Raw genomic sequence first — 25,129 nt, forward strand, 5'->3', positions numbered from 1 at the left:
GCTTTGGGGGGATTATTCCCACCGGTGCTGGTACCCGCGTTTTGCAAGCGGACGGCCATCAACGGTAACCGTTTGTTCTGTCACCACGGTCCCGATAACCGTGGAAGGCACTCCGGAAACAGGGAATTTGTCGGGAACCAGAGTGAAAATCAGCTCATAATCCCCGCCGCCATGGAGCGCGAGTTCGCGTGCCTGTTCCGGGGGGATCCCGGCGGCGAGAGGCAGTTTTGCGGAATCGATTGCAAAACCGCACCCGTTCACGCTCATCAGGTCATACAACGAGAGTGCAATCCCATCGCTGTCGTCCATCATGGCACTGACACCGGCCCGACCGAGACACTGGCCCTCCTCCACCCGGGGCTGCGGCTCAAAGAGCGCCTTTTCAAACTGGAGATACCCGTCAAGCCTTGCCTGCGCCTGCCCGGGCGTGCCGGTAATGCAGACCAGATCGCCCGGTCGGGCTCCTTTCCGCCGCACGATGGATTCCCTGCCGACAATTCCCAGGCCGGTTGTTACAACGGTCAGCTCCCCGTGCCGATCGATATCGCCTCCGATGATAGTTGCCCCGTATTTTTTGCAGCAGTCCTGTGCTCCCTGCATCACTCCTGACAGGGACTTCCAGTCATCGAGTCCTACGGCAATCAGCAGATATTTCGGCACGGCGCCCATGCCCGCAATATCAGAGAGGGTGACTGCTGCACTCATCCAGCCGGCCTGCCAATCGGTCATACCCTCGACAAAATCAGTAGTCCGGTGGAGCATATCGGTCGTCACTACCATGATCTCTTCGCCAAATGGCAGCTCGGCGCAGTCATCCAGCAGGTTCTCCCGCCCGACAATCCCTGCTACCACATTCAGGAGCTCGCGGTCATCCACTCTTTTTTACCTCCTTACCCCGTTCGCTCTTATACTCCTTGAAGATGTGCTCGATCATTTCGGTCTTCTTCTCCCGTTCATGCCGGACCTGCACACCCTGCCACTGGAGCAGTGCCTGATCCAGTGTCTCCTTTCCGCAGAGTCCCTGCTTTCCACGGATCTGGACACCGGCCTCCTTATCAGTAAGAATCGGCAGACCGGCTTCGCGAAACGCAGGCAGGATCTGCGGATCGCTGCCGGCAAGAACTGCAGCCCCGATAACCACTGCTTTCACCCGCATATCAGCGAGATCCTTGACAACGCTCCTCCCCCAGCCATCGATCCGGGTGATAAAAATAATGTCACCCTCATCGATTCCCACATCGTCTGCGAGCCTCCGGAGAGCGTCTTTTGTCAGCGAGTCCATCACTTTTACCGGCAGCACCTCGCCATCCATGGAGAGTTCCGCGAACTGTTTAATCCGTGCCAGGCGTTTGACGAGGTTCCGGTTATGGCGTTCCTCTTTTCGTAAATGTTTTTTCAAACTCTGGATAATTGCATCCTTTTTCACCACTTCCGTATCTTTTGCCAGCTCGGCATCACGGTTCGTCTGGACCTTCCGGATGCGTACCTGGAGGCGGTGAATCTCGTACTCTTTCCCTTTGATCTCTTCCTGCAGTTCCGCAACAAACGTGCGAAGTCGCTTGACCATCCCGTCCAGCATCCGCACCCGTTCATCGTGCTTTTCATCAACCCGGACGGGGGGTGCTTCCCGTTGGGGGGCTGGGGTTGCACCGCCGTGCATCTCACCGAGCGCCTGCTCTAACGACTGCCCGCGGATCACCCGTGCACGGACTTCATCGAGATCGTGCCCCGTGGGTATCCGCTTCAACAGGTTCTGGAACTTATGCCGGTACTGGCGGTACGCATCGAGCGCTGCGGAGAGTGCATCCCGCTCATGATCATTTCCATACGGAAAGGGTGCAGCAAGCTCCAGCTTGGTCTCGACACTCACATCCTGCTTTGGAGTATAGGCTACCGCGCTGAACGCACGACGGATCTTCTCCACGGAAAAAGGCATGTCCTGCACATCGGACGCGATGATAAGGGGTTTTCCGATTTTGTAGAGAGCTTCGATCACATCTCCCATGTTCATCTGACGGGAACTCTGGAGGTGCAGGAGATTGCCGTCAAGATCCAAAGCAGCAAAGGCTGTTGTCGTTCCCGGGTCAATCCCGACAATAAGGTACCGCGGTTTTCCTGAAAGCGGGCGGAACCGGATCCGTTCGAGCCGCTTGCCATTGATACGCACCTGAACGTCAGCACCACGGTACGTGGAGACGGGTACCTGGTCCCGGGTAGTAAACACACGGAATACCACCCGGCTGCACCCGCCAAATGCCCGGGTCTCCTTCTTCTCGTACCGCTGCCCGGCTGCGACCAGGGCCTGCTCGATCTCCCGCCCCTTGAACTGGACCGCCCCGTGGATCTTACGCACGTACCGGTTCTGGCTCCACCCGCCCTTACCAGGAGAGCGATGACGGCTCACGATGATCTCGCTCTCGTTCTCAAACGCGATCACTTCGGCGCCGGCACCCAGGGTAGCGACCTGTGCGGAGGTCCGGGCTTCAGCAAAAGGATCGAAGCGGTTGAAACTGATATTGTACCGGGCGGCAACCTTCCCGAGCGTCTCCTTGCGCTCACCACCGGTTACCTGGACGAGCCGGGTCTGGGGGGGCAGGCCCTGTAAAAAGAAGTAGAGTTCGCGCTGGTCAGCCGCGATCTCCTGCAGGCTGTCCACGGCGAGGATATCGGGCTGGTCCTCCCGTAGCATCCGAAAGAGCCGGAACATCGAGACTTCGGATTCGCTGATGATCGTCTGGCCTTCCATCCGGATCAGGGCATAGACCGGCCTACAGGTACGGGACCTTACTGATCCCTTGATGATATCGAGGCCAAAGACACTCAGCCGGTCACGCATTGAATCGCATCCTCGCGGTTGTACGTGAGTTTGTATTTTCGTTTAAAATACGTGAGGATGTTATCAATATCCCGGTAAAGGATGACTTCTGCATTCGGATGAGAAGTCTCGGTCCACTGGGGCCAGTCAATGAGCACGCACCTGCTGTCTTCCATGAGGATGTTATATTCGGAGAGATCGGCGTGGATGAACCCGGCCTGGTAGGCATTGCGGACATTGAGAAGGATCTCGTCGAGCACCGCAGCAGGAGCCTCCAGCTTGCAACGGTTGAGGTTTGCCCCCTGGATCAGCGCCATCACCACCGTATGCCGGTTCTGTGCAATGGGAAGCGGCACGCTGACCTTCGGGTGAAGGGCCACAAGCGCCTTGTACTCCCGTTCGGCAGAGAGCTTTGATGCAACGAGCCAGGGGCAGTGCCCATCGACCATATACTCCCGGTTGACCCGGGCAGAATTGAAGGAACGCCCCCCGATCCGGTGGAACTTGATGGCAACCGGCCCGAGACCGAGCGCCTCGTAGACAATCGACTCCTTGCCTTCACCCAGCTGTGTTCCCAGTGCCGATATGATCCCTTTGCGGGTGAGACTGGCGAGTGCCAGGGTGTCATACCCCCCAAAAACAAGGGCATACCCGTCGTAAGGGACCGGGTTGAACCGCACCATTCCCCACTCGATCAGGCGTGCTAACCGGTAATTCACTTCGGATTCTGCAAACCCGGTACTGGTGACTAATTGTTCGAGAGGGACCCAGGCATACCGGGACATCTGGCGCTCAAGCACTGAAAGAATCGTTTTTTCATATTTATGCAGGGTGCGGATGTGTTCCGCAGAGACAGCCATAATCGTTAGAGTGGTTATGTCCCGGACTATAAAACCACTCCTTACCGGCACAAGAACCGAAACAGCATAACCTTAAACATCTTTTATTCTCCAGAATAAAACAGGTCAGATAATGCAGTGCAGCAAATGCCACCGGGATGAAATTATTTTCCAGTCCTATTCGGGAATGCATCTCTGCGGCCCGCACCTGATCGCCGATATTGAAGCCAAAGCAAAAAAGATGATACGGGCTCAGGGCTGGCTCAGGCCCGGCGATCACATTGCTGTGCTTCTCTCGGGCAACCAGAGCAGCAGTGCACTCCTGTTTTTTTTAAAACAACTCACATCAAAACGCCGCGACATACGGATCAGCGCAATTATCATCGCAGACAGAACAAGTGACAACAGCGACATCTCGCGTGCGAAAGGGATCGCAAAGGCTCTGGATACGGAAGTGTTTGAGGGGTCGTTGCCGGAATCCAGGATCCTTTCGAGTGCAGACACGGAAAAAAATCTGAATATCACATCACTGCCATTATCCAAACCACCCCGTTCGATCCTGATCGACAGGATGGCACAGCAGCACGGGATCACCAGTATTGCATGGGGCCTTTGCCTTGATGATGCAGCCGGTGTAGTACTCGACAGCTTCATCCGGGGGGATATGGACATAGTAGTGAGGGGCAATTCCTGTAAGGACACCATCCTTCGGATCTGTCCGTTTATTTCAGTTTCTACCGAGGAAGTATCCCTGTATGCGGCCCTTTGCGGATTTCCCGATGAACAGACATCCCATCCGGAACCGGGAGATGCGCTGCACAAGGATACGGTCGCGATGCTGGAAGGGTATACGGGCAATCACCCTGCCACAAAATACGCACTCCTGAACCTGGGAGAAAACCTGGCGGGGTCCTCTTCGGGGATTGCAGGACTTATCCAGGCATGTGAATGGTTCGGGGAATACAAACACAGTGCGCCAATGACGGCACATGAGAGATTGAGGTGAAGGATGGCGCACACTAAACGCGGGCAGGTATGGCGTGTAATCAGGAACTCACCGGGAATTCAGATCACGATCTATTTCCTGGCATTTGCCATGCTCATCGCACTCTACACGTACATATTTTATACGGTATATCCGGTGTTTGAGAACAAGCCGATCTCATGGCCTGATGCACTTCTTTTTGTGGTCGAATCAATGACAACGGTGGGCTACGGCTGGCTGCTCCCGTTTACTAACGATTACACCACATTCCTTACGATCCAGATTATGTTGTCCGGGGTGATCATGATCTTTGTCGTCATCCCGCTTCTCCTCGCCCCGTTTCTCACGGTTCTTCTTGCACCCGCTCCTCCACGAAAAACCCCCCATATGCTGTCGGGGCATACCGTTGTGATGGGATATGATGAGCTCACGCGTTCTGTTATTGACAGCCTCACAATCTCAGAACATGATATCCTGATCATTGAACAGGACAGGACAACCGCCCTTGAAATTGCCACATATTACCGGAAACGTGCCTATGTGATCTGGGGAGATTATAACGATCCCGGCACATGGGCTGCAGCACATATCGATAAGGCAAAGAACATTGTTATCTGCAAGGATGAGCGGCAGACAGCCAGCATCGTTCTTGGCATTCGTGAACAGGTTAAAGGAAAGATCATTTCCATTGTGGACAAGCTCTCCTTTGAACGGTATCTCCGTTATGCGGGAGCAGATTACGTACTGTCCCCCAAACACGCAACCGGGAGGATCCTGGCACGACACGCTGTTCTCAACCCGAGCGGGGATGCAGAGCCGGATATTCCCGGACTTGACAGGATTAACATCAACCTCGAGCACAAGGCAGAGCAGGAACTCAGGCTCATCAACATCCCGGTGGTTTTCGGGTGCAGGGCGGCATTCAAATCCCTTACAGGTCTTCAGCTCTTTGAACGATTCGGTATCATCGTCCCATTCCTCTGGAAAGCCGGAAAATTCATTCCAGAACCCGGTCACGATATCATTGTCGACAACACGACATCCCTCTTCCTTTTTGGCAGGGCCGAATCCATTGTCACTGCGATCCGTGAAGAATTCGATATCAACGGGTGTGCAGATGCATTCGCGGTGATCGCAGGATTCGGGGATGTTGGTTCTGGTGCGTACCAGGAACTCCAGGCTTCCGGCGTCTCCTGCATTGTAGTGGACTCGAAACAACAGGGAGTGGAGCAGGTTGTCGGCAATGCCGAAGATGAAGCGGTGTTGAAAGAAGCCCGTATAGAAGAGGCACGGTTCTGCGTTGTTGCATTGAACGATGACGATGTGAATATTTTTACTACCCTCATGGCCCGGAACCTCAACCCGGTCATACGGATCCTTGCCCGTGCCAATGAGCCTGCTACTGTTGAAAAACTCTACCGGGCGGGAGCAGATTATGTTGCTCTCCTGCCCATGATTGGGGGCCAGACAATCGCAAGGATCATTCTTGCTGAAACAGCCACCATTCTCCTTGAACTGCCAAATAACGATCTGGTGATACTCAAACATGCCCATAAGAACTATTCAAAACCCCTGAAATGGTTCACCCGGAAAACCGGGGTCCGCATCATCGGTATCGAGAGTCCAAACCGGTCTATCATCGCCCCGTCTCCAGAGGAGATCATTTTAGAAGGCGATGCTCTTATCGCGGTGGGGGATACCGAACAGTTGAAAAAATTCATTCACCTAGTATAACAAAGAGAGATGTGCATGGCAGCAGAGCTTGGGTGCAGGTTGGGACAGATTGAGCAGATGATCCGGTATGCTTACTGGAACAGTGGATGCACGGGTATCGTTATTGGGGTCAGCGGGGGTGTTGATTCTGCGGTGGCAGCAGCGTTCTGCTGCCGGGCGATAGGCCCTGAAAAAGTTCTCGGGCTTTCGCTTCCCTCAGCAATAAGCAATCCTGAAGATTGTAAGGATGCTGCGACACTCTGTACCCGGCTTGGCATGGAGCACCGGATAGTCAGTATCGAACCGATGCTTGAAGGCTTCAAGGCCATGACAGGATATACCGGGTCCCGGTACCTGACCGGGAACCTTATGGCGCGGATCAGGATGGCAGTTGTCTATTATCAGGCCAACATCGACCACCGGCTCGTATGCGGCACATCCAACCGGAGCGAGTATATGCTCGGCTACTGCACGAAACACGGTGACAATGCAGCAGACATACAGCCGCTCCTTCATTTGTATAAAGATGGAGTCTATGAAGCCGCACGGGAACTCAACATTCCGGATTCTATCCTGAAAAAAGCCCCATCTGCAGGGTTATGGGAGGGCCAGAGTGACGAGAGCGAGATCGGGCTTTCCTATCCCGAGATCGATGCATCATTGAGGGCTCTTGAACTGCACGAGTGGAAAGCAGCAACCCCGACCGAAGAAAAAGTCCTTGCACTGGTGAAAAAAAGCGAGCACAAGCGGCTCCCGGCACCTAATCTTTTAGCAACTCTGTAAAAATACCTGGATATTTTTCCGGGAAATTGAGAAACCTGAGCATCGACTCATTCCCGATTTGTGAGTAAAGGGGTCCCGCACAGAACCCGTGCATTGCAGATCTCCATTGCGTACCGGGATACCTGACTTCAGGTATCTTTGGGTAATGGGGGTTTTTCTGCAGGCTGCCATTACTCATTGCATAATACGCTGCCCCGTGGAGCGTCTCGTATTCGCCGTACTCGCTCTCAAATGCAGTAGAGACGATATTTGCCATGGCAAGGGTCTTATCAGCAGAAGGATTGATGGAGATGTGCCCATACTCCGGGGGGATGATAACGATATCCCCGGCATGTGCAGAGATCATCACCACATCATCCAGTATCCGCGACTGGAGCAGGTATTTCGCCTCGCCTTCCAGTACTTCGTAAACTTCAGGATACCCGATCCCGGCCGGGTTTTTCGGGTGATAATGTCCCTTGGTCTTCACCAATTCGCCGCAGAGTGTGCAGGGGGGAATTACCGTGAGATCATAGCGCAGCTTCTGGCTCTGCAACCACTGGCGATCCACATCTGACTTCGCCAGATCGCGGTACATAAAATAAAGAGGGGCGTGACCCTCGCACGAAGAGTCGGCAAGGACTGGCCGCATCTCCGCAATTGTCCGGACCGAAGGCAAAGGGAGAGCCCCATCCCATCCAAGCATCACTTCTTCTTTCTCATTACAAGTAAATAATACCCGGCGCCAATGCCAATAATTACGATAACAAGGATTACCGGAAGCATCGAAACAAGACCACTTGATGCTGGTTTTGGCTCTACTGAAACCGGCACCTTGAATGTGTCCGAGACCTGACTGTTGTCCAGTGCATCCCGGTACCGTATCTCTGCATCCAGCATATACGTCTTGATCTCTGCTTCTTCACCGGCATGTATCTGATACCGGGCTGTAACATTATCCCCGGGTTTTAAGTCCCCGATATATGCGGTATCATCAGAGCTGGTAAAAGGATCAACTGCGGAGATCCGTGCCTGTGAATGGTAGGCTGTTGTATCGCCGTTATTCCTGTACTCGACGGTAATCACATTATCCGAACCGGGAGTGACACGGGCAGGTGCTGAAATAACTGAAAAAGAAAGTTTCCCCCCTATGGGAATACCTACAGTATCTGTCGATGAGGTGACAATATCACCGTCGCGGTTTTCATAGGTGACGGCAACATCGACCGGGTAGGTCTGCTGTGCGGCATCGCCCGAAACAGATACCTTGTACCTGCACGTAACGGTTCCATTGCGCGGGAAGTCCCCAACAAAGACACTGCTGTCAGTCGGAATGATCGGGCTTTGGCCGCTCCGAAGTATCTTAACCGTAGCTTTCTTCCCGTCTTCATACCCGGTATTTTGAATTGTCAGGGTGAGATATCCACCGCTTCCGACATTCAGGTTTTCCGGAATTGCTTCGATCACATCGATTTTTACCTGGGGCTTGATCATGACCGTTAACGGAAATGTTTCGCTTACAGTGCGGTAATGGTTTTGAAGGGTGCCAGCCTCATCATTGTCAGCCGATTCAAGATATGTATACTTGACTGTGAGAGGGAGCGAATATTCCCCTAGAGAAGCATTAGACAGGACTTTTGCCAGGATGGGGACCGTTGCAAATCCCTGCGTGGTTATATCGCCGATATTCTGGGGATCTGATTTGATGATGACCGGTGCACTTCCCGGTGCGAGAGATACAGTGACCATCTTGGCAGTGGTCGGCAGATCGTCGCGATCGATCGTCCCTTTGGTAACATATTTTACTGTGTTCAATCCGCGGTTCTGGACAAGGACATTTATGGTCATATCCTGTCCCGCGGTATATTCATTGACGCCCGAGATTACTGCTGACATCTGGGGAGCGGACCCCTGGTAGGTATCCACAGCCAGAACCGGCATGCTGCATCCGAAAAACAGGACCAGGATAATAATAATAAATTTGCGATATTCCATCAGTGACCCCGTGTTGTTATTATTATAACAACATTTAATATTGCAGGATATAAAGTGATGTTCCAATGAGAGCCCCCTTACCCAGCTCCGCAAGGGTTGTTGAATGCCTCAAATCACTTGGTTTGACAAAATACGAGGCGTTGGTATATATTGCTCTTTTGAAAGTTGTGAGTGCGACTGCGAGTGAGATCCATGAAATATCCACCGTCCCGCGCGCATCCGTATACCCGGTACTTGATCAACTCCAGGAGAAAAAACTCATATCTGTTGCCCGTTCAACCCCAAAACGGTTTGCTGCCCTCTCTCCTGAGGAAGGAGTGACAATAATGATGAGCAGGATCGAACACGATGCTGCCGATGCCCGCGAAATCCTGTCAGCGATCCACCGTGAACGAATCGATCATGAACAGAGCAGCGAGGAGCTGATATGGAATGTCTATGGTATCGAAAACATACAGAGGAAACTCACCGATATCGTCGCTGATGCCAGCCATACCATAAGGATAATCGCCCACCCCCAGATCATTTCACCGGAAATTAAAAAGATACTTGAGGATAAGGCAGAACATTCAGATATTGAGATTGTCACCCACCAGTGGGAGGGTAGCCATACGGGAAAAGTGCGGGTCTATGTCAAGAAGCACCCGGAAATGCCGCAGGAACTTGACCGTGTGAAGGATATGATGGCCGGGGGTATCTGCATTGTCGATAACCGGCGCGTACTGGTCATCCTGGGGACCGGGAAGGAGGATGCCGTCGCACTCTTCTCAGAAGCAGACGGGTTTGTCCGGTTCTTCTCACGGTATTACAACCTGATCGCGGACTGGGCAAAAAAGCCGGAATAAGATAAAAAAAAGTTAAAAATCCCTGATCTCATCCATCTGCTGGATCTCCATGAGACCCTTCATTGCCTGTATCTGAACCCAGCGCCCCCCTTCCCGGATCGCTGCCATGGGATTGGTACCGCCAATGGCTGCAATCGCAACATACTGCGGGCTGACAGGTACACCCAGGAGCGACAGGTTGGGCATGCCCACTTCAAGGATCCCTGAATAACTGCTGCTCGAAAGTTCATCAAGCACATTGCCAACCAGGTGCTCTGATTCCATATGGAACTCCCGGATATTTGCAAGAATGTTGCCACTCCCCCGCCGCATAACATTGGTTATGGACGTGGTCTTCTGGGAGATGAGTACCTGCAGGGGATCAATGGTGGTATGTTCGTACAGGATGATATGGGTGAAGCGGATCGGGGTCCGGTTTTCAATTTCCACGACCCCGCCACCAATCGGGTTGATGGGGATACCCCGCCGGATAAGAAGCCCGTCAAACGTGATGCTGCACATCGTGCAGATGCCTGTACAGCCTTTGGGGATTACAAAATCCGCAACTTTTTCACCCGATGAAAAAAATTTGACCATGCCGCTGACACTGATACCGGTTTTGTTGGCATCCTTGAGAACAGAAATTGCATAATCAAGATCTTCGTTTTTTATCAACGAGAGATTGTATACAACTTTTCCATCTCCCGCAACCGGATCGAATGTTACCTGGATGGCAAAATCTTCGATATTATGGTTGACAAACTTCAGCGGGAGGTTCATTATACTAATCTCGGACATTACAATAGAAAAATTGTTCTATAAGAGTAAGGCAATTTATGTATGATGGAACACGATATGCGGGAAAAAGCCAAGAATGCGATGCGACTCATTCTTGAAGCGGCACGGTACGAGGTTGAAGAGGTTGATGACCCTCTCGACCTTTCAGCGGTTCGTGACAGCACCTGCCTGCTGGTGCTCTGTTCGAACGAGAAAGACCTGATCGGACAGTTCGATAAGACCAATTACAGCCTCATGATCGATGACCATGAGATGAGCTGCAAGAAACTGCTCTTCTCTCTCGATAAAGAGATCTCCACCGAGAACTGCATCCAGTGGGGAATCGATGAATTTGTACGATATACCGGAGAGGCGGTTCTTGCCGATATCCTTGATCGTGAACTGGCACTTGATCTCACGCCGGGAAAATCTAAGAAAGCAGCAGTAATCGCAGCTGCTGCAGCCGCAGCCAAAGAAGAAGAGCCTTCGGGTATCACGATACCCCACCTCCCCATAAAGATCACCGAGCAGGCTGCGATCCGCACCGCCGGGGTACAGGGCGCGGCAAAACTGCGATTCATTCCTCATTTCCTGTTCCACTACACGAGCAGCGGAGAGCAGGTGTACAAAGACCGCAGAATTCCTTTTGATGCAGATGGGTGGGGCGCAATCAACGCGATCAACGGGATAAAGATCGACATTGACGGCAAACTGGTTGAGGATACCGAGATTCCCGGGGGGGCTGAAGTGTGCGATTCCCATATCCGCAAGGATGAAGCCTCCGAGCGTATCATCAACGAACTGATCGAACGGCTCACCCAGAAAGTCCGGATCAAGCAGGAGAAAGGCGATGCGATCTTCTATGAAGAGAAGATATTGAAACCCGACAGGAAAAATATCACCGTTGATTCCAAGCAGGTCTATATCCCGGTCTGGCAGATTCGGGGCAAGAAGATTGTCGAAGTGAACGCATTCACCGGCGAACTGCTCTCAGAACCGATGGACGAAGGCTGCGAAGTCTTCTAATCAGGAACCGGGGCGGGTCTCATAAGCGGAGATCCCGTTTCTTAAAAACCCAGATTTTTCTCTTATGACAGACAGAAATCCCATGATCGTTGTTCTTGGGGGCGGCCCTGCGGGCAGGATTGCATCAATCCGGCTCGCATCCGCAGGAAAAGAGGTCCGGCTTATCGAGGGCGGGGGTATCGGGGGACAATGTCTCCATTTTGGCTGTATGCCGGTCTGTGCCCTGAATGACGTGGCCCGGACGGTTCACTCTATCCAAAAATTCCAGCATCTCGGCGTGATGGATTCTTCTCCCGGGGTTAATTTTCCCAGGATGCTTGAGGAGATGCACGCAATCCAGGCAAAGATCGCGTCTGTACTTGATGAGGAGACAAAATCTGCCGGTGTGGATATTATCTACGGGAAGACCGGCCGGCTTGAGGGAAAAGCAGTTTTTCTGGATGATGAGAAGATCGAGGCGGATACGATAATCGCTGCTACGGGATCCCGTCCCCGGATTCCGGCAATTCCGGGCATTGATCTGCCGAAAGTATACACCCCTCACACCCTGTTTACAATAAAGAAGATCCCAGAGAGACTCTCAATCATCGGAGGGGGTGTGATGGCTGCCGAATTTGCGTATATTTTTAGCACATTCGGCAGTAAGGTAACTCTCCTGTGCAGGAGCACACTTTTGAAAGAGATCGATACTCACCTCCGTGCACTGGCAGTAAAAGACCTTTCATCGGTAGATATACAGGAAAATACTCAGGTTCAGTCAATAAACGAGAGATCCGGTGCAAAAACTCTCACACTGGCAACTGGGGGAAAGACCACCACGCTTGAAACTGATGCCGTACTGATCGCTGCAGGACTCGTACCTCGTTCTGAGATGCTCAATGGCATCAATAAAGGACCGGTTGGTGAAATCATCGTTGATGAGCGCATGCGCACCAGTGTTCCGGACGTGTATGCCTGCGGGGATGTGATCGGTCCTCCCTACCTGACACCGGTTGCCCGGCACCAGGGGATTGTAGCCGCGGACAACATTCTCGGGATTCCCCGAACCATGGACTACCGGTTCATCCCGCAATCGATCAACCTTTCGCAGGAACTGGCATTTTGCAGCTCGGTTACTGAGAACACGGCATCACTGGCAATCCCGGGGCCGGCCGGGCCGGGCACATTCTGGTCAGTCCCTTCGGGCGACACCGGCCTTGCAAAGATATTTGTCAACCGCAAGGATGGTGCGATCGATGGCGTTTGTGCCGCGGGTCCGGGCGGGGGCCTTATTGCGGGATATATGGCATTTCTCATGAGCCGCCATTTTTCCGTCCACGACTTTGAGGATTTCATTGAAGTCCACCCTTCCACTGACGGGGTATATGGGCTTGCAAAATATGCTTCAGGAAAACTCAAAACGCGGAAAGGCGAATAACCAAGACTTCTTTTAACTTCCCTGTTTTCCGATCAGAAGTTATCAGAGTTAGAAAATAATTCGTTTTTTTTAAGAGATAAATGTAAAAAAGGTATTATTACCACCGGAACCGCATATTTACGATACACGAGTATCCTACTCACCGTGGTGCTTTCAAGATGACCGGTCCCCTCGAAAATGTTCCATTTGAAATAACAAGGCTCGATAAAATAACCTCACTTAAGGAGAAAGGGATAACGATCTTTCCTCCCGCGTTCGACCGTAAGGATACCATTTCTGAGATTAAGACCCGGTACGCTGACATAACGCACGACAAGAGTGCAGAGTGTGTCACGACCGCAGGAAGGATCTACATTGTCAGGAACCATGGCAAGACCATCTTTGCCGACCTCGGGGATGAAGCAGGCAAGATCCAGCTCTACATCCGTAAGAATGATCTCGGAGAAGAGCAGTTCGAGCTCTTCAACCAGTATATCGAGCGGGGCGATATCATCGGGGTCACCGGCCATGTATTCCGGACCAAACTCGGCGAGATCACCATCTGGGTGGATACTTTTACCCTGCTGTGCAAAGCGGTCTGCTCGCTTCCCGAGAAGTTCCACGGACTCACGGATGTGGAGAAACGTTACCGCCAGCGGTACGTAGATCTCATCACCAATGAGGAAAGCCGCCAGACATTCCGTGACCGGAGCCGGATTGTTGCCCTGATCCGCCGGTTCCTTGATGACAACGGATTTTTAGAGTTCGAGACCCCGATCCTCCAACCGGTGTATGGGGGAGCCAATGCCCGACCGTTCACCACCTACCACCACTTCCTCGACCAGAAACTCTTCCTGCGGATAGCTCCCGAGCTCTACCTTAAGCGTCTCGTAGTGGGAGGATTCGAAAAAGTCTTTGAGATCGCCCGTAACTTCCGGAACGAGGGTGTGGACACCAACCACAACCCGGAATTCACCATGGTGGAGATCTACTGGGTGTACCACGATTTCAATGATATGATGGGCTTTACCGAAGATATTGTCTCTTCGATCGTAAACGCAGTTCACGGGAAATTCGAGATACCCTATGGCGATACCCCCCTGAATTTTGCCAAACCCTGGAAGAAACTCTCCATGGCAGACGCAGTAAAGGAGTATGCCGGCATCGATATCTTTGCCCACAGTGTTGATGAGCTCCGCTCAATGGCACTGCAAAACAAACTGCCGGACTCCGGAAAGCCACAGTCCCAGCGGGAATTCCTCGTCTACTTCTTTGAAGGGCTTGTTGAGGAGAAACTCATGCAGCCCACGTTTGTTTATGACTTCCCGGTGGAGAACTCCCCGCTGGCAAAACGCCACCGCACCAAAGAAGGATTCACCGAGCGGTTCGAGCTCTTTATTCACGGGATGGAAGTGGCAAACGGGTTCTCGGAGCTCAATGATCCTGTCGACCAGAAGGCACGGTTCGAGGCGCAGGACGAGAAACGGAGAATGGGCGATGTTGAAGCCCAGATGATCGATTACGATTTCATTAATGCTCTCGGGTACGGCATGCCACCGACGGGCGGTGTCGGAATCGGCATCGACCGGCTTGTCATGTTGCTGACCAATAATAATTCCATCAAGGAAGTGATCCTCTTCCCCTCGATGAAGACTATTCAGCCGGGCGATGAGAAAACAGAAGACGAGGCCAGGGAAGCAATACCGGAGCCCGGGAACTAAGATTCCCGGAGGATTCTTTTTTATCTCGTTTAACGCTCTTTTCGAAAATCTGCAGGATATTGCGTCAATACCATTTGGACTGCCGGTTTCCTGCGAGTTGTATTCTCCTGATGCCCGTTCTCCTTATGGGAGTAATGGACACGACAATTGCCTGAGGAAGAGGGGACAATTAACAAAAATGTGACAAAATAAAAAAGACGGGGATTAAGATCCCAATCTTACACTTTTTTCACATCTACCTTCCAGTAATCGGGCAGGAACAGGTCGCAGGCACTGGCAATAAGGGAGAAATCTTTTTTGAACGGCCTGCCCATAACAAACAATCAGAAAAAATGGCATGTCACAAGGCCAGGAAAATCCCTGTCAAATCACCCCACCCGGTGTTTCTACTATGATGGAACCGAAAGAGACCTTAAGTGAGGACGATGTAACAAAAGGGCTCTCTTATGTATTGAGGGACGGACTCGCCACACAGGCCATGGTCACGTTGACCAGTGGGATCTTCCTTGTTGCATTCGGTCTCCAGCTGGGCGCTTCCAATACAGTAATCGGTCTGCTTGCGGCAATCCCCCCGCTTGCCGAGCTGATCCAGATGCCTGCCATCTCCATTGTGGAAAGGGTCCGCAACCGGCGGCTGATCTGTGTTGGTGCTTCGATTGTCGCACGGCTCTTCTGGCTTGTCATTGCCTTTATCCCATTCCTCTTTGGCCCGGCTGCCGCTGTACCGGTCCTGATTCTGTCACTCATCCTGTACGGGTGCGTTTCTGCCATCTCTCATTGCAGCTGGAATTCCTGGATGCGCGACTTAGTGCCACAGGAGATCCTGGGCAGCTTCTTCTCCCGTAGAATGTCCCTGTCTCTTGCTCTTGGGATTGTACTGTCACTTGGTGCCAGTTTTCTTATCGATTTCATTGAGAAGAATCCGGCTTATCCCCCGGGCACAGCCTACTCGGTCATCTTCCTTGGGGGCTTTGTCGCCGGTCTCATGGGGATCTGGTATATGTCACGGATCCCTGAACCTCTGATGACAGAGACTCAAAAAGTCCCGCTCCTTGATCAGGTCCGGTCAACATTCCACGATATAAACTTCTCCCGGCTGATCGCATTTTTAGGAGCATGGAACTTTGCGGTCAACCTTGCCGCTCCGTTTTTTACGGTCTACCTGCTGGTCATGCTCAACTTCGATATCTCGATTGTCATTGCATTTGCCATTCTCAGCCAGCTATCCAGTGTGCTTTCCTATGGCATGTGGGGCCGGATTGCGGACCGGTTCAGCAACAAATCTGTCCTGCGGGTCTCAGGACCCCTCTTCATGATCTGCATCCTTGGCTGGACGTTTACTACCTTGCCTAACCGGCACCTGCTGACCATCCCGCTCCTGATCATCCTGCATATCCTGATGGGTGTGTCAACAGCGGGAGTCACACTCGCATCGGCGAACATAGGGCTCAAACTTGCACCCCATGGAGGCGCAACCGCGTACCTTGCCACGATCAACATTACCAACTCCCTCGCAGCCGGTATCGCACCGATCATAGGGGGGTTGTTTGTCGATTCGTTCAAAGCGACTGAACTCTCACTTACCCTGAACTGGAAAAGTCCGGGGGCTGTTTTTGCCATCCAGACACTGGACTTCCAGTACTGGGATTTTTTCTTTGTCTTTGCGTTTCTGATTGGGATCTACTCGATCCACCGGCTCGCTTATGTCAAAGAGGCCGGGGATGTAGAGGACCGGCTTGTTGTCAGGGAGATGATAGCGCAGGTCAGCCGTGAGATGCGCAACCTGTCTACGGTCGGGGGGCTGCGGTACATGCTCAGGTTCCCGACGCTGGGAAGCTCTGAAACAGGAAAGGATGAAAAATGTGAACGGGATAACGAAGGCCCGGTGCAGAAATGACCATCCATCTTCCGGGCAGGTCAGGGGGGCTAAATTCCCCACTAAAGTAAACTCCCCCTGAAATTTCGGCTATTCCTTATCGGGTATCGGGATTCCTGGAACCCCGGTCTTTCCACCAGCCATCGAACATCCTTCGGGCACGTAATACCGCTTCCCGCCACTCAGGGCTTTTCCACAAAAGTCCCGGCAGGTGGCCGGACGGGTCTCATAGATTGCACAGCCCCACTTCTGTATGCCGGTGTCATCCGGCTCCTCTTTCTTCAGGTGCTGACAGGGAGAATCGGCAAGGAAATAGCCCCCTTCTTCTTTGAGTCCGCGCTCGCGCAGGTAATGCAACTGATGGGGTTTACATTGCCAGACAAGGATTATGGGGAGCCAGCGACAGCACTCACCGCAGTGGTTGCAGGTGCCGGTTGCCGTAACGGATTGGGAAGGTTTCATTATAGTACCTCAGTGTACCGGAATGAACAAATTTCCGTATGGGTTATTTGTGATACGGCTCACCCCGGAGTATCCGGAATGCCCGGTATACCTGCTCGACAAGAAGGAGCCGGGCCAAGGGATGGGTAAAAGTCATTTTTGAGAGGGAGAGGCGAAGGCTGCTCCGAACGAGTACTGCCGGGGACAGCCCGAGATCTCCCCCGATTACAAAGGCCAGCTGATTCTGCCCGGACAGTTCCCATTCGCGGAACGAAGTGGCCAGCTCCTCGCTCGACCAGCTCTGCCCCTTCACGTCAAGTGCGATAACAAAGGAGCCTTCAGGGATAGCAGCAAGAATTCGCTCCCCTTCCTTTACCTTTGCAGCAGACTCAATCGCCGGTGACGCAGACAGAGGACGTTTCTCCTCTGTAATCTCGACAATCTGCACCTTTGCGTACGGGCGCAGGCGTTTCTCATACTCGGCAATACCCTCCTGCAGGTATTTTTCCTTGATCTTTCCCACCGCTATAATCCGGATCTGCATGGTTTACCCTGCGAGATAGTTAAACATTTGAACATATGACAGGCTAAAAGAATAAAAGGAGAACGGGTGGAAGAAAGTTACCTATGGATTACTCTTGGACTCTTTTGTTTCAATTTTCTGGTGCGATAGCACATCGATAAGCACTTCTTTCATCATATTTTTCATGAGTTCCCGGCCCTCATCTGATGACATGTAGTCCTTGAACAGCTCCTTAAACTGTCCCATATCGTGGTGATTATCGACGAAGCTTAATAAAGCTTGCGTGATGCAGTCAGAGACCGTAGAGAACTTCTTTTCATCATATACGAGTTTATTGACCTTCTCGTAGATATTAGGGGGCATTTTATAGGATATTGCCACACGTTCCCCGCGGGTCGCCGGTATCTTCTCTGCCATTCCCTAAAAACTAGGGCTAAATACTATAAATAGCCTGTTAATCGCCCGTTATAATCCATAGGGATTACAATTTTTTCTTTTGTATCCCTTATAGCATACATATGGAATCCTTTTTATAGCGCGGTGGGTAATAAGAGATCATTCCGAGGTAGACCAGATGAACGAAGTGATCCTGTTACTCTTGGCAGTTGTAGGTATATTTTCAATTGCCTGCAGCGTGGCGCTCATTGCTCTTGGTAAAATAATTGATAATTTCCCCATGGAAAATGAAGAAAACCGGACCCGGGGTATTTCAAGTCCTGAAGCATCAACAAAACTCTCCGTGGTATTGTTCTGGGTACTCTTCTTTCCCGGTGCCTGGGCCGTTCTTCAGGAAGGGATATTAACCCGGATTATGGGAATTACCGCCCTCTTTTCAATATGCTTATTCATGTTCACCGCACTGGTGTTCTCATTTGCCGTACTCAGTGCTATGAGGGGACGGAAGAACGCAATTGATGAAACGATCGTGCGTACAGGTTCACCGGCTCCTGCAGTAAGCTCATTGACACCCGTCATTACCCAGAAATCAGCGGTTAGTCAAAAAGGGCGAAAAAATCCACTCTCAAATATAATGGTAAATGCCCTGCTGAAAAAGTGAAGAAAATTACCCGAAAATCTTTTTTGACTGTTCGAGAGCATCGACAGCAGGGAGTTTCTTGCCGGTAAGGAATTCGATACAAGCACCGCCACCTGTCGAGATATGCGTGAAATCCTTCTCGATACCGAGTTTTTCAATCACCACAGCAGTATGTCCCCCGCCGACTACAGAGAATTCCACTTTGGATGCCGCCCGGAGCAGTTCATAAGTCCCGGTAGCAAAATCTGCATCTTCAAAAACACCGGCGGGTCCATTGAATACGACCGTGCCGGATTTCTTTAACACCTGAACAAATGATGCAAGGGAATCCATACCGAGATCGAGAACCGGAGCATCATCGGGGATCTTATCAACTGCATACTCTACCCGGTGATTATCCTGTCTCACGGCAACAAATTCCGGCATCACCACGCGATCCCTGAACCGGGAGAGGATCTCTTTTGCCTTTTCAATTTCCGGCTGGTATTTGAGCTGGGCAATCAGCTGGGTGGAGGGTTTGCCGATATTGTACCCGGCGGCGATCAAAAAAACATTGGCAACAACACCGATAACAATAACCGTGTCTGCAATACCATTTTCCAGTACGTGCCGGGCGACATCAATGGAGTCATCTACCTTGGTGCCGCCCAGCACCATGCAGACCGGACGGGGTGCACCCGTAAAAACTTTTGACAGGGTGGAGACTTCCCGTTCCATGAGAAGTCCCGCCGCGGACCTTAAAACCAGAGGAAGCCCGACAACCGTAGGTTGCGAACGATGGGCCGTGCCAAACGCATCATTGACAAAGACATCAGCCATTGCGGCCAGTTTCTTAACCAGGTGCGTCTTTTTGGCTTCTTCGGGTTTTAAGGTCAGGTTCTCCTCTGCATTGAACCTGACATTCTCCAGCATCACGACACCTCCGATCTTCATCGCGTGAACGGCTTCGCGGGCATGCCGCCCGAAAATACTGTCCACGTACGTGACCGGTTTTCCGAGGAGCTGTTCAAGCTTCTCGGCATGAGCTTCTAATGGAGTGAAATCTTTTTTCCCGGGACGACTCTGGTGTGTGACTATCACGACACGGCTGTTTGAGAGAGCGTGGATAGTGGGAAGATGTTCCCGGAAACGTTTGTCATCAAGAATAAGATTGGAGGTGGGATCGATCGGGGAGTTGAGATCAAGCCGGAGGAGCACGGTCTTTCCCTCACATCCCAGTTCCCTGATGGTTCCAATCGGCATCATGACCTCAAAAAAATTATGCGGTGTTTCGGGATTTGATCTTCTTCATCCGGAAGAGTTCTTCTCTCTCCATCTCGTCAAGACGCATCTTGATGAAATCACGGGCCGCGGTGAGTTCGGGAATTACCTTGAACTCCAGCGCGTTGACACGGCGTTTGGTCTTCTCGATCTCATCGAGCAGGCGCTTCATCGTAGTCTCGATCTCGGCACTCTCGATGATCGATTCCACGAGTTCCTCAAAGGCAGAAGCAGTCTCGTCAATAACCGTTGATGTGCCAAGCACGCCATACCCGCGATCGACCAGACTCTTTCGTACCTTGGATGACTCGATCTGGGGAACGACCACCCCCATGATGTTCTTGCTCTTCAGGGTGATCTCGGGCACTTCTTTGACCGAGAAGGCGGCTGACTTCACACCGATTGCTCCTTCAACCGTGTTAGCCAGTGCCATCATCTCGACTGCTTTTGCATACTTTCGGAGGAGGTCGCCCCGAGTGTCCTTGGCATTTGCCAGGATCTTGAAAAATTCAAGGATCAGTCCATCGCGCTTCATTTTAAGGATCTTGTAGCCACGTTCCGAGAGCTGGATCTTCCGCTTTAAGTTGATCAGTTCGGAACGGGTTGGCTTGATATCGCGCAGGGCCATGGACTCTCTACTCCTTCTTTGCACCAGTGCTGAATTTCGGGTGGTACTTGTTGATGGTATCGCGATCGATACGGGTCAGCTGTTCTACCGGTAAGGTCGAGAGCAGTTCCCAGGCAAGATTTAAGGTATCATCAATCGTCCGGTCCTCGTCATATCCCTGGCGGACAAACTTGTTCTCGAAGAGATCGGCAAACTCGAGAAGCAGCCGGTCACGTTCGGAAAGTGCATCCTTACCAACGATAGCAACGAGTCCACGGAGATCGTTACCTTCTGCGTACCCTGCGTACATCTGATCGGAGACCTTCTTGTGGTCTTCACGGGTTTTTCCTTTCCCGATACCGAGATTCATCAGACGGGACAGCGATGGCAGCACGTTGATGGGCGGGTAGATACCCTTGCGGTGAAGATCACGGTTGACCACGATCTGGCCTTCAGTAATGTAACCGGTCAGGTCGGCGATCGGGTGAGTGATATCGTCACCAGGCATGGTCAGGATTGGGATCTGGGTAACTGAACCCTTCTGTCCTTTGATCATACCGGCACGCTCGTAGAGGTTAGCAAGATCCGTGTACATGTATCCCGGGTAGCCACGGCGACCGGGCACTTCTTCACGGGCTGCACCGATCTGACGGAGCGCTTCACAATAGTTGGTCATATCCGTAAGGATAACGAGCACATGCATACCGAGCTCGAAAGCAAGGTATTCGGCAGTAGTGAGTGCCAGCCGCGGGGTGATGATACGCTCCACAGCCGGGTCATCTGCAAGGTTGAGGAACACGACCGCTCGCTCAAGCGCACCGGTGCGCTCGAAATCCTGCATGAAGTAGTTCGCTTCTTCCTTCGTGATACCCATTGCAGCAAAGACTACCGCGAAGTTCTCGGTTGAGCCGGGCACCTTTGCCTGACGGGCGATCTGCAGCGCAAGTTTGTTGTGCGGAAGACCTGCACCCGAGAAGATCGGGAGTTTCTGACCACGGACAAGGGTGTTGGTCCCATCGATCGTGGAGACACCGGTCTGGATGAAATCCGCCGGCATGCCCCGGGCATACGGATTGATTGCAGCACCGTTGATGTCGAGGCGCTTCTCCGGGACAATGTCAGGACCGCCATCGATAGGCTTACCGCCACCGGACAGGATACGTCCGAGCATTTCCCTGCCGACGGGCATCTTGATAGTCTCGCCCGTGAACCGGACACCGCTGTCTTTTCCGATACCGGCAGTGGTCTCGAAGATCTGGACAACAACAAGTTCATCGCTCGTGTCGAGCACCTGACCGCGCTTGGTTGTGCCATCGGCAAGAATTATATTAACGAGTTCGCCGTAGGCAATCGGCTCGGTCTTTTCAACAAAGACCAGCGGCCCGGCAATCTTGCTTATCGTCCTGTATTCCTTCATGCTGCCGACCTCAGTGTATTGAACTCATCGTCCATCTGTTTCATAATCTTCGCCAGTTCAGGTACGTAGTCCTTGATGAACTTGATCTGGGCCAGTTCGTTCTTGGCCTTGACCGCATTGATCTGAGCAGGGCTGACACCGACAAGCTGGGCTGAGTACGACAGTTCGGCGTACGTCTTGATCGCCTTCATCATGGCATACTGTTTCTTCATGTCACAGAATGTGTCGACTGCGTCGTATGCATTCTGCTGGAGGAAGATCTCACGGATCATACGGGCGACTTCGATCGTCACCTGCTCTGATTCGGGCAGTGCATCGGAACCGACGAGCTGCACGATTTCCTGAAGTTCTGCCTCTTTCTGGAGGACTTCCATGGCCCATGACCGTATGGTGTTCCACTCGGGAGAGACTTCCTTGTCATAGTAGTCCTGGAGAGCTTCGAGATACAGGGAGTACGAGTTCAGCCAGTTGATGGCCGGGAAGTGCCTGCGCTGGGAGAGTTTTGCGTCCAGTGCCCAGAAGACCTTGACGATACGCAGGGTGTTCTGGGTGACGGGTTCTGAAAAGTCTCCACCGGGGGGGGACACTGCACCGATAACCGAGACGGAACCACGGGCCCCGTTTAAGGTCTTGACAAGGCCGGCACGCTCGTAGAACTCCGAGAGCCGGGCTGCAAGGTAGGCCGGGTATCCTTCTTCACCGGGCATCTCTTCGAGACGCGAGGAGATCTCACGCATTGCTTCTGCCCACCGGGAGGTCGAGTCTGCCATTAAGGAGACATCGTATCCCATGTCACGGAAGTATTCCGCAATGGTGATACCGGTGTAAACCGATGCTTCACGGGCTGCCACCGGCATGTTGGACGTGTTTGCAATGAGCACGGTCCTTTCCATGAGGGGCTTGCCACTCTTCGGGTCTTCGAGGTGCGGGAATTCGGTAAGAACTTCCGTCATCTCGTTGCCGCGTTCTCCGCAGCCAATGTAGACCACGATCTCAGCATCCGACCACTTGGCCAGCTGCTGCTGGGTAACCGTCTTGCCGCTCCCGAACGGGCCGGGAATTGCGGCGGTGCCACCTTTCGCGATCGGGAAGAGACCATCGAGGATACGCTGACCGGTGATCAGCGGAATCGTCGGATTCATCTTCTCTTTCACGGGGCGGGGGACACGAACCGGCCAGCGCTGGATCATCGGGTACTCGCGACCGTCTTCGAGAATACAGATGATCTCGTCGATGGTGTAGTCTCCGCTCTTGATCGTCTTGACTACTCCCGCTTTTGCGTTCGGGGGCAGCATGACCTTGTGGACGATGTTGGTTTCCTGGACTTCTCCAAGAATTGCGCCGGGCTCTACCTTGTCACCGGTCTTTACGAGCGGCTTGAAGGTCCATTTCTTCTCATGGGAGAGACCGGGTGCTGTTACACCACGCTGAATGAAGTTGCCCATCTTGTCCACGAGGACTTCCAAAGGACGCTGGATACCATCATAGATACTGGTCAGCAGACCCGGACCGAGTTCAACTGCGAGCGACAGGCCCGTGTTTGAGACCGGTTCGCCGGGCCTGATGCCCGAGGTATCTTCGTACACCTGGATGATGACACTGTTACCCTGGATCTTGATGACCTCACCCATCAGCTCTTCTTTGCCGACCTTCACCACATCGTACATGTGGGCGTCAAGGTTGACTGCCGTCACGACAGGGCCGGCGATTCTTTTCAGAACCCCTTGTTTCTTTTCCTTTGCTTGTTTGGTTGTTACTTCCACAAATCAACACCCACCGATCTCTTGATTCTCTCCCGCATGGAGAGTCCGCCTTCTTCTTCGCCACCAATGGCGATTACGGTCGGCTTCACGGAGTTTTCCAGCCTCTCGCGAAGCTTTCGGGGAACCTTCTCCATGTCGCTGCTGTTGAGGACAAGGATTCCAACCTCGCCGTCCTGCAGCACGCTGGTGATATGCTCAATGAGCTTGCCGTCGTTCTCCGCTGCATAGGTCTTGCGTATCCCTGCCAGCCGGAAACCGAGGATAAACTCACTGTTACCGATTACTGCGATCTCCATTTACATCACCAGGTAATCCACAATCTTCTCCGACGGGAGTTTTGATTCCTTGCCCCGTGCAAGCGCCCGCAGGTTGAAGACTTCGTATTTCTTCTTCTCAAGATATACGAGGATGGGGTGAATGGAGAACGGGTTTCTTTTGGACATCTTCTCCATCTGCGCCAGCTGCACACGGGTGAGCTGTACCTCGATATCATGGGCGCTTTTGTTTGCCTTCAGTTCATCAAGGAGCGTATGCAGGGTATCATTCCTGATGTTCGCCCTGATCATATCGACGAATTCATTCTGATCCTTAATGTTACTCAGGCTGGTAAAGTTCATGAGGGTAAGACTGCCACCGGGGATAAACATGTCACGGGAATCCTCCTCAATGCTATCCGCACGAAGCCGGAAGAGGGTCTTGACATTCTTGATGTCTATCTCCAGCTGGATGTAGGCAAGGAACGAAGCCCCGCCTTTTACACCGCCTTTGGCATCCCCGATAATATTGGCATAGAGGTGCTTGTAGAGCTCATTTTCCATGTGGGAGAATGATCCACTTTCCTTTGCCGCGGGATATTCACGGGCAAGGACCGGGTACATACGGTGACCCTTTAGCATCTCGATGATCCTGTCTGAACTCTCTTCAGTGAGCATCCGGTCCAGCACCGTCTTATCAAGGCTGCCGGCAGGGATAAGAATCTCCTTGATCTTGCCGGGCTTTTCACCCTGCATCTTACCGCGGAGGATCGTCAGGACATTCTGGATATCCCAGCGGCGGAGGTATACCTGCGTGAACTGCTTTAAGTTCCCGGGGGTGATCTCCTGGATCTTCTGGTATTCCTTTGCCAGATTCCAGCTAAGGCCGACTTCGATTAAGTCGATTCCCTTAAAGGTGGTTCCGAGCTCATCGATCTCCTGTTTGTATTCAGTTTCTCCAATGACACGGGTGATTTCAGAAACGCTCATGTTGAGCATCCGCAGGTACTCCTCCTTGGGGAGGAGTTTTGCCTTCCTCATCCGCATCCTGGTACACACGTAAATGTACGGTGCTGATATATTCACACCCATACGTGGC

At 52.3% G+C, this 25,129-nt stretch carries 24 protein-coding genes; 9 read left to right on the forward strand and 15 right to left on the reverse strand.

All coding sequences use genetic code 11. From position 1 onward, the window contains the following. Positions 1-12 precede the first annotated feature (12 nt). The 3 genes from thiL to CVV30_12300 are packed head-to-tail and all read right to left on the reverse strand — an operon-like array spanning position 13 to position 3,675. Positions 13-876: a thiamine-phosphate kinase gene (thiL, locus tag CVV30_12290; GenBank protein ID PKL68108.1), complete on the reverse strand. Its 864-nt coding sequence runs from the start codon at positions 874-876 to the stop codon at positions 13-15. Continuing rightward, positions 869-2,836: a DUF460 domain-containing protein gene (locus tag CVV30_12295; protein PKL68109.1), complete on the reverse strand. Its 1,968-nt coding sequence runs from the start codon at positions 2,834-2,836 to the stop codon at positions 869-871. Before CVV30_12295 ends, thiL begins: the two co-directional genes overlap by 8 nt. Further along, on the reverse strand, positions 2,821-3,675 hold the full coding sequence (locus CVV30_12300) for a serine/threonine protein phosphatase (protein PKL68110.1): 855 nt from the start codon (positions 3,673-3,675) through the stop codon (positions 2,821-2,823). Before CVV30_12300 ends, CVV30_12295 begins: the two co-directional genes overlap by 16 nt. A 112-nt stretch (positions 3,676-3,787) precedes the next feature. On the opposite strand from CVV30_12300, the gene CVV30_12305 reads away from it, so the two are divergent. Genes CVV30_12305 through CVV30_12315 form a run of 3 tightly spaced genes read left to right on the forward strand, consistent with a single transcriptional unit; the run spans position 3,788 to position 7,135 of the window. Further along, positions 3,788-4,660 (forward strand): hypothetical protein, encoded by an 873-nt coding sequence (locus CVV30_12305; GenBank protein PKL68111.1) that lies wholly within the window; start codon positions 3,788-3,790, stop codon positions 4,658-4,660. 3 nt (positions 4,661-4,663) lie between these two features. Next, complete coding sequence (locus CVV30_12310; protein ID PKL68112.1) at positions 4,664-6,373, forward strand: potassium transporter TrkA; 1,710 nt, start codon at positions 4,664-4,666, stop codon at positions 6,371-6,373. Positions 6,374-6,388: 15 nt separating this feature from the next. Then, entirely contained in the window at positions 6,389-7,135 is a 747-nt protein-coding gene (locus CVV30_12315) for an NAD(+) synthetase (GenBank protein PKL68113.1), read from the forward strand. Here the strand turns inward: CVV30_12315 and CVV30_12320 are convergent. Then, on the reverse strand, positions 7,113-7,820 hold the full coding sequence (locus CVV30_12320; protein ID PKL68114.1) for a glucose-6-phosphate isomerase: 708 nt from the start codon (positions 7,818-7,820) through the stop codon (positions 7,113-7,115). The two genes, CVV30_12315 and CVV30_12320, sit on opposite strands and share 23 nt — an antisense overlap. Further along, positions 7,820-9,109, reverse strand: a complete 1,290-nt coding sequence (locus CVV30_12325) for an S-layer protein (protein ID PKL68115.1) — start codon at positions 9,107-9,109, stop codon at positions 7,820-7,822. Before CVV30_12325 ends, CVV30_12320 begins: the two co-directional genes overlap by 1 nt. A gap of 65 nt (positions 9,110-9,174) precedes the next feature. Here CVV30_12325 and CVV30_12330 point away from each other — a divergent pair, with 65 nt between their 5' ends. Then, the gene (locus tag CVV30_12330; protein ID PKL68116.1) at positions 9,175-9,954 is read left to right on the forward strand and encodes a TrmB family transcriptional regulator; all 780 of its coding nucleotides are present in this window, start codon (positions 9,175-9,177) and stop codon (positions 9,952-9,954) included. A 12-nt stretch (positions 9,955-9,966) separates the two neighbouring features. Here the strand turns inward: CVV30_12330 and CVV30_12335 are convergent, their stop codons facing one another. Next, entirely contained in the window at positions 9,967-10,713 is a 747-nt protein-coding gene (locus CVV30_12335; protein ID PKL68117.1) for a hypothetical protein, read from the reverse strand. Positions 10,714-10,788: 75 nt separating this feature from the next. On the opposite strand from CVV30_12335, the gene CVV30_12340 reads away from it, so the two are divergent. From CVV30_12340 to CVV30_12355, 4 genes are all read left to right on the forward strand, one after another. After that, the gene (locus CVV30_12340) at positions 10,789-11,736 is read left to right on the forward strand and encodes a hypothetical protein (GenBank protein ID PKL68147.1); all 948 of its coding nucleotides are present in this window, start codon (positions 10,789-10,791) and stop codon (positions 11,734-11,736) included. Between the two features lie 82 nt (positions 11,737-11,818). Next, complete coding sequence (locus CVV30_12345) at positions 11,819-13,153, forward strand: NAD(P)/FAD-dependent oxidoreductase (protein ID PKL68118.1); 1,335 nt, start codon at positions 11,819-11,821, stop codon at positions 13,151-13,153. A 158-nt stretch (positions 13,154-13,311) separates the two neighbouring features. Beyond that, positions 13,312-14,853: a lysine--tRNA ligase gene (gene lysS, locus CVV30_12350; GenBank protein ID PKL68119.1), complete on the forward strand. Its 1,542-nt coding sequence runs from the start codon at positions 13,312-13,314 to the stop codon at positions 14,851-14,853. A gap of 391 nt (positions 14,854-15,244) precedes the next feature. Beyond that, on the forward strand, positions 15,245-16,750 hold the full coding sequence (locus tag CVV30_12355) for an MFS transporter (protein ID PKL68120.1): 1,506 nt from the start codon (positions 15,245-15,247) through the stop codon (positions 16,748-16,750). 69 nt (positions 16,751-16,819) lie between these two features. Here CVV30_12355 and CVV30_12360 read toward each other — a convergent pair whose 3' ends face one another. From CVV30_12360 to CVV30_12370, 3 genes are all read right to left on the reverse strand, one after another. Next, positions 16,820-17,191, reverse strand: coding sequence for a hypothetical protein (locus tag CVV30_12360; protein PKL68121.1), 372 nt, complete (start codon positions 17,189-17,191; stop codon positions 16,820-16,822). A gap of 43 nt (positions 17,192-17,234) precedes the next feature. Then, on the reverse strand, positions 17,235-17,714 hold the full coding sequence (locus CVV30_12365) for a 23S rRNA (pseudouridine(1915)-N(3))-methyltransferase RlmH (GenBank protein PKL68122.1): 480 nt from the start codon (positions 17,712-17,714) through the stop codon (positions 17,235-17,237). 81 nt (positions 17,715-17,795) lie between these two features. After that, a complete protein-coding gene (locus CVV30_12370; GenBank protein PKL68123.1) occupies positions 17,796-18,110 on the reverse strand; it encodes a hypothetical protein in 315 nt (104 codons plus the stop codon). Positions 18,111-18,267: 157 nt separating this feature from the next. Here CVV30_12370 and CVV30_12375 point away from each other — a divergent pair, with 157 nt between their 5' ends. Continuing rightward, positions 18,268-18,750 carry a hypothetical protein gene (locus CVV30_12375; GenBank protein ID PKL68124.1) on the forward strand — a complete coding sequence of 161 codons (483 nt, stop codon included), beginning with the start codon at positions 18,268-18,270 and terminating at the stop codon, positions 18,748-18,750. Positions 18,751-18,756: 6 nt separating this feature from the next. Here the strand turns inward: CVV30_12375 and pgk are convergent, their stop codons facing one another. From pgk to ahaC, 6 genes are read right to left on the reverse strand one after another with little or no spacing between them, the layout of a single operon-like run. Then, on the reverse strand, positions 18,757-19,971 hold the full coding sequence (gene pgk / locus CVV30_12380; GenBank protein ID PKL68148.1) for a phosphoglycerate kinase: 1,215 nt from the start codon (positions 19,969-19,971) through the stop codon (positions 18,757-18,759). A 16-nt stretch (positions 19,972-19,987) separates the two neighbouring features. After that, positions 19,988-20,617 carry a V-type ATP synthase subunit D gene (locus tag CVV30_12385; protein ID PKL68125.1) on the reverse strand — a complete coding sequence of 210 codons (630 nt, stop codon included), beginning with the start codon at positions 20,615-20,617 and terminating at the stop codon, positions 19,988-19,990. Positions 20,618-20,624: 7 nt separating this feature from the next. Then, a complete protein-coding gene (locus CVV30_12390) occupies positions 20,625-22,013 on the reverse strand; it encodes an ATP synthase subunit B (protein PKL68126.1) in 1,389 nt (462 codons plus the stop codon). Next, positions 22,010-23,776, reverse strand: a complete 1,767-nt coding sequence (locus CVV30_12395) for a V-type ATP synthase subunit A (GenBank protein ID PKL68127.1) — start codon at positions 23,774-23,776, stop codon at positions 22,010-22,012. Before CVV30_12395 ends, CVV30_12390 begins: the two co-directional genes overlap by 4 nt. Then, positions 23,767-24,072 carry a V-type ATP synthase subunit F gene (locus tag CVV30_12400; GenBank protein ID PKL68128.1) on the reverse strand — a complete coding sequence of 102 codons (306 nt, stop codon included), beginning with the start codon at positions 24,070-24,072 and terminating at the stop codon, positions 23,767-23,769. Before CVV30_12400 ends, CVV30_12395 begins: the two co-directional genes overlap by 10 nt. Beyond that, positions 24,073-25,122: an ATP synthase A1 subunit C gene (ahaC, locus tag CVV30_12405; GenBank protein ID PKL68129.1), complete on the reverse strand. Its 1,050-nt coding sequence runs from the start codon at positions 25,120-25,122 to the stop codon at positions 24,073-24,075. Positions 25,123-25,129: the final 7 nt, after the last annotated feature.

This window comes from Methanomicrobiales archaeon HGW-Methanomicrobiales-1 (assembly GCA_002839675.1).
Classification (GTDB): domain Archaea; phylum Halobacteriota; class Methanomicrobia; order Methanomicrobiales; family Methanospirillaceae; genus Methanoregula.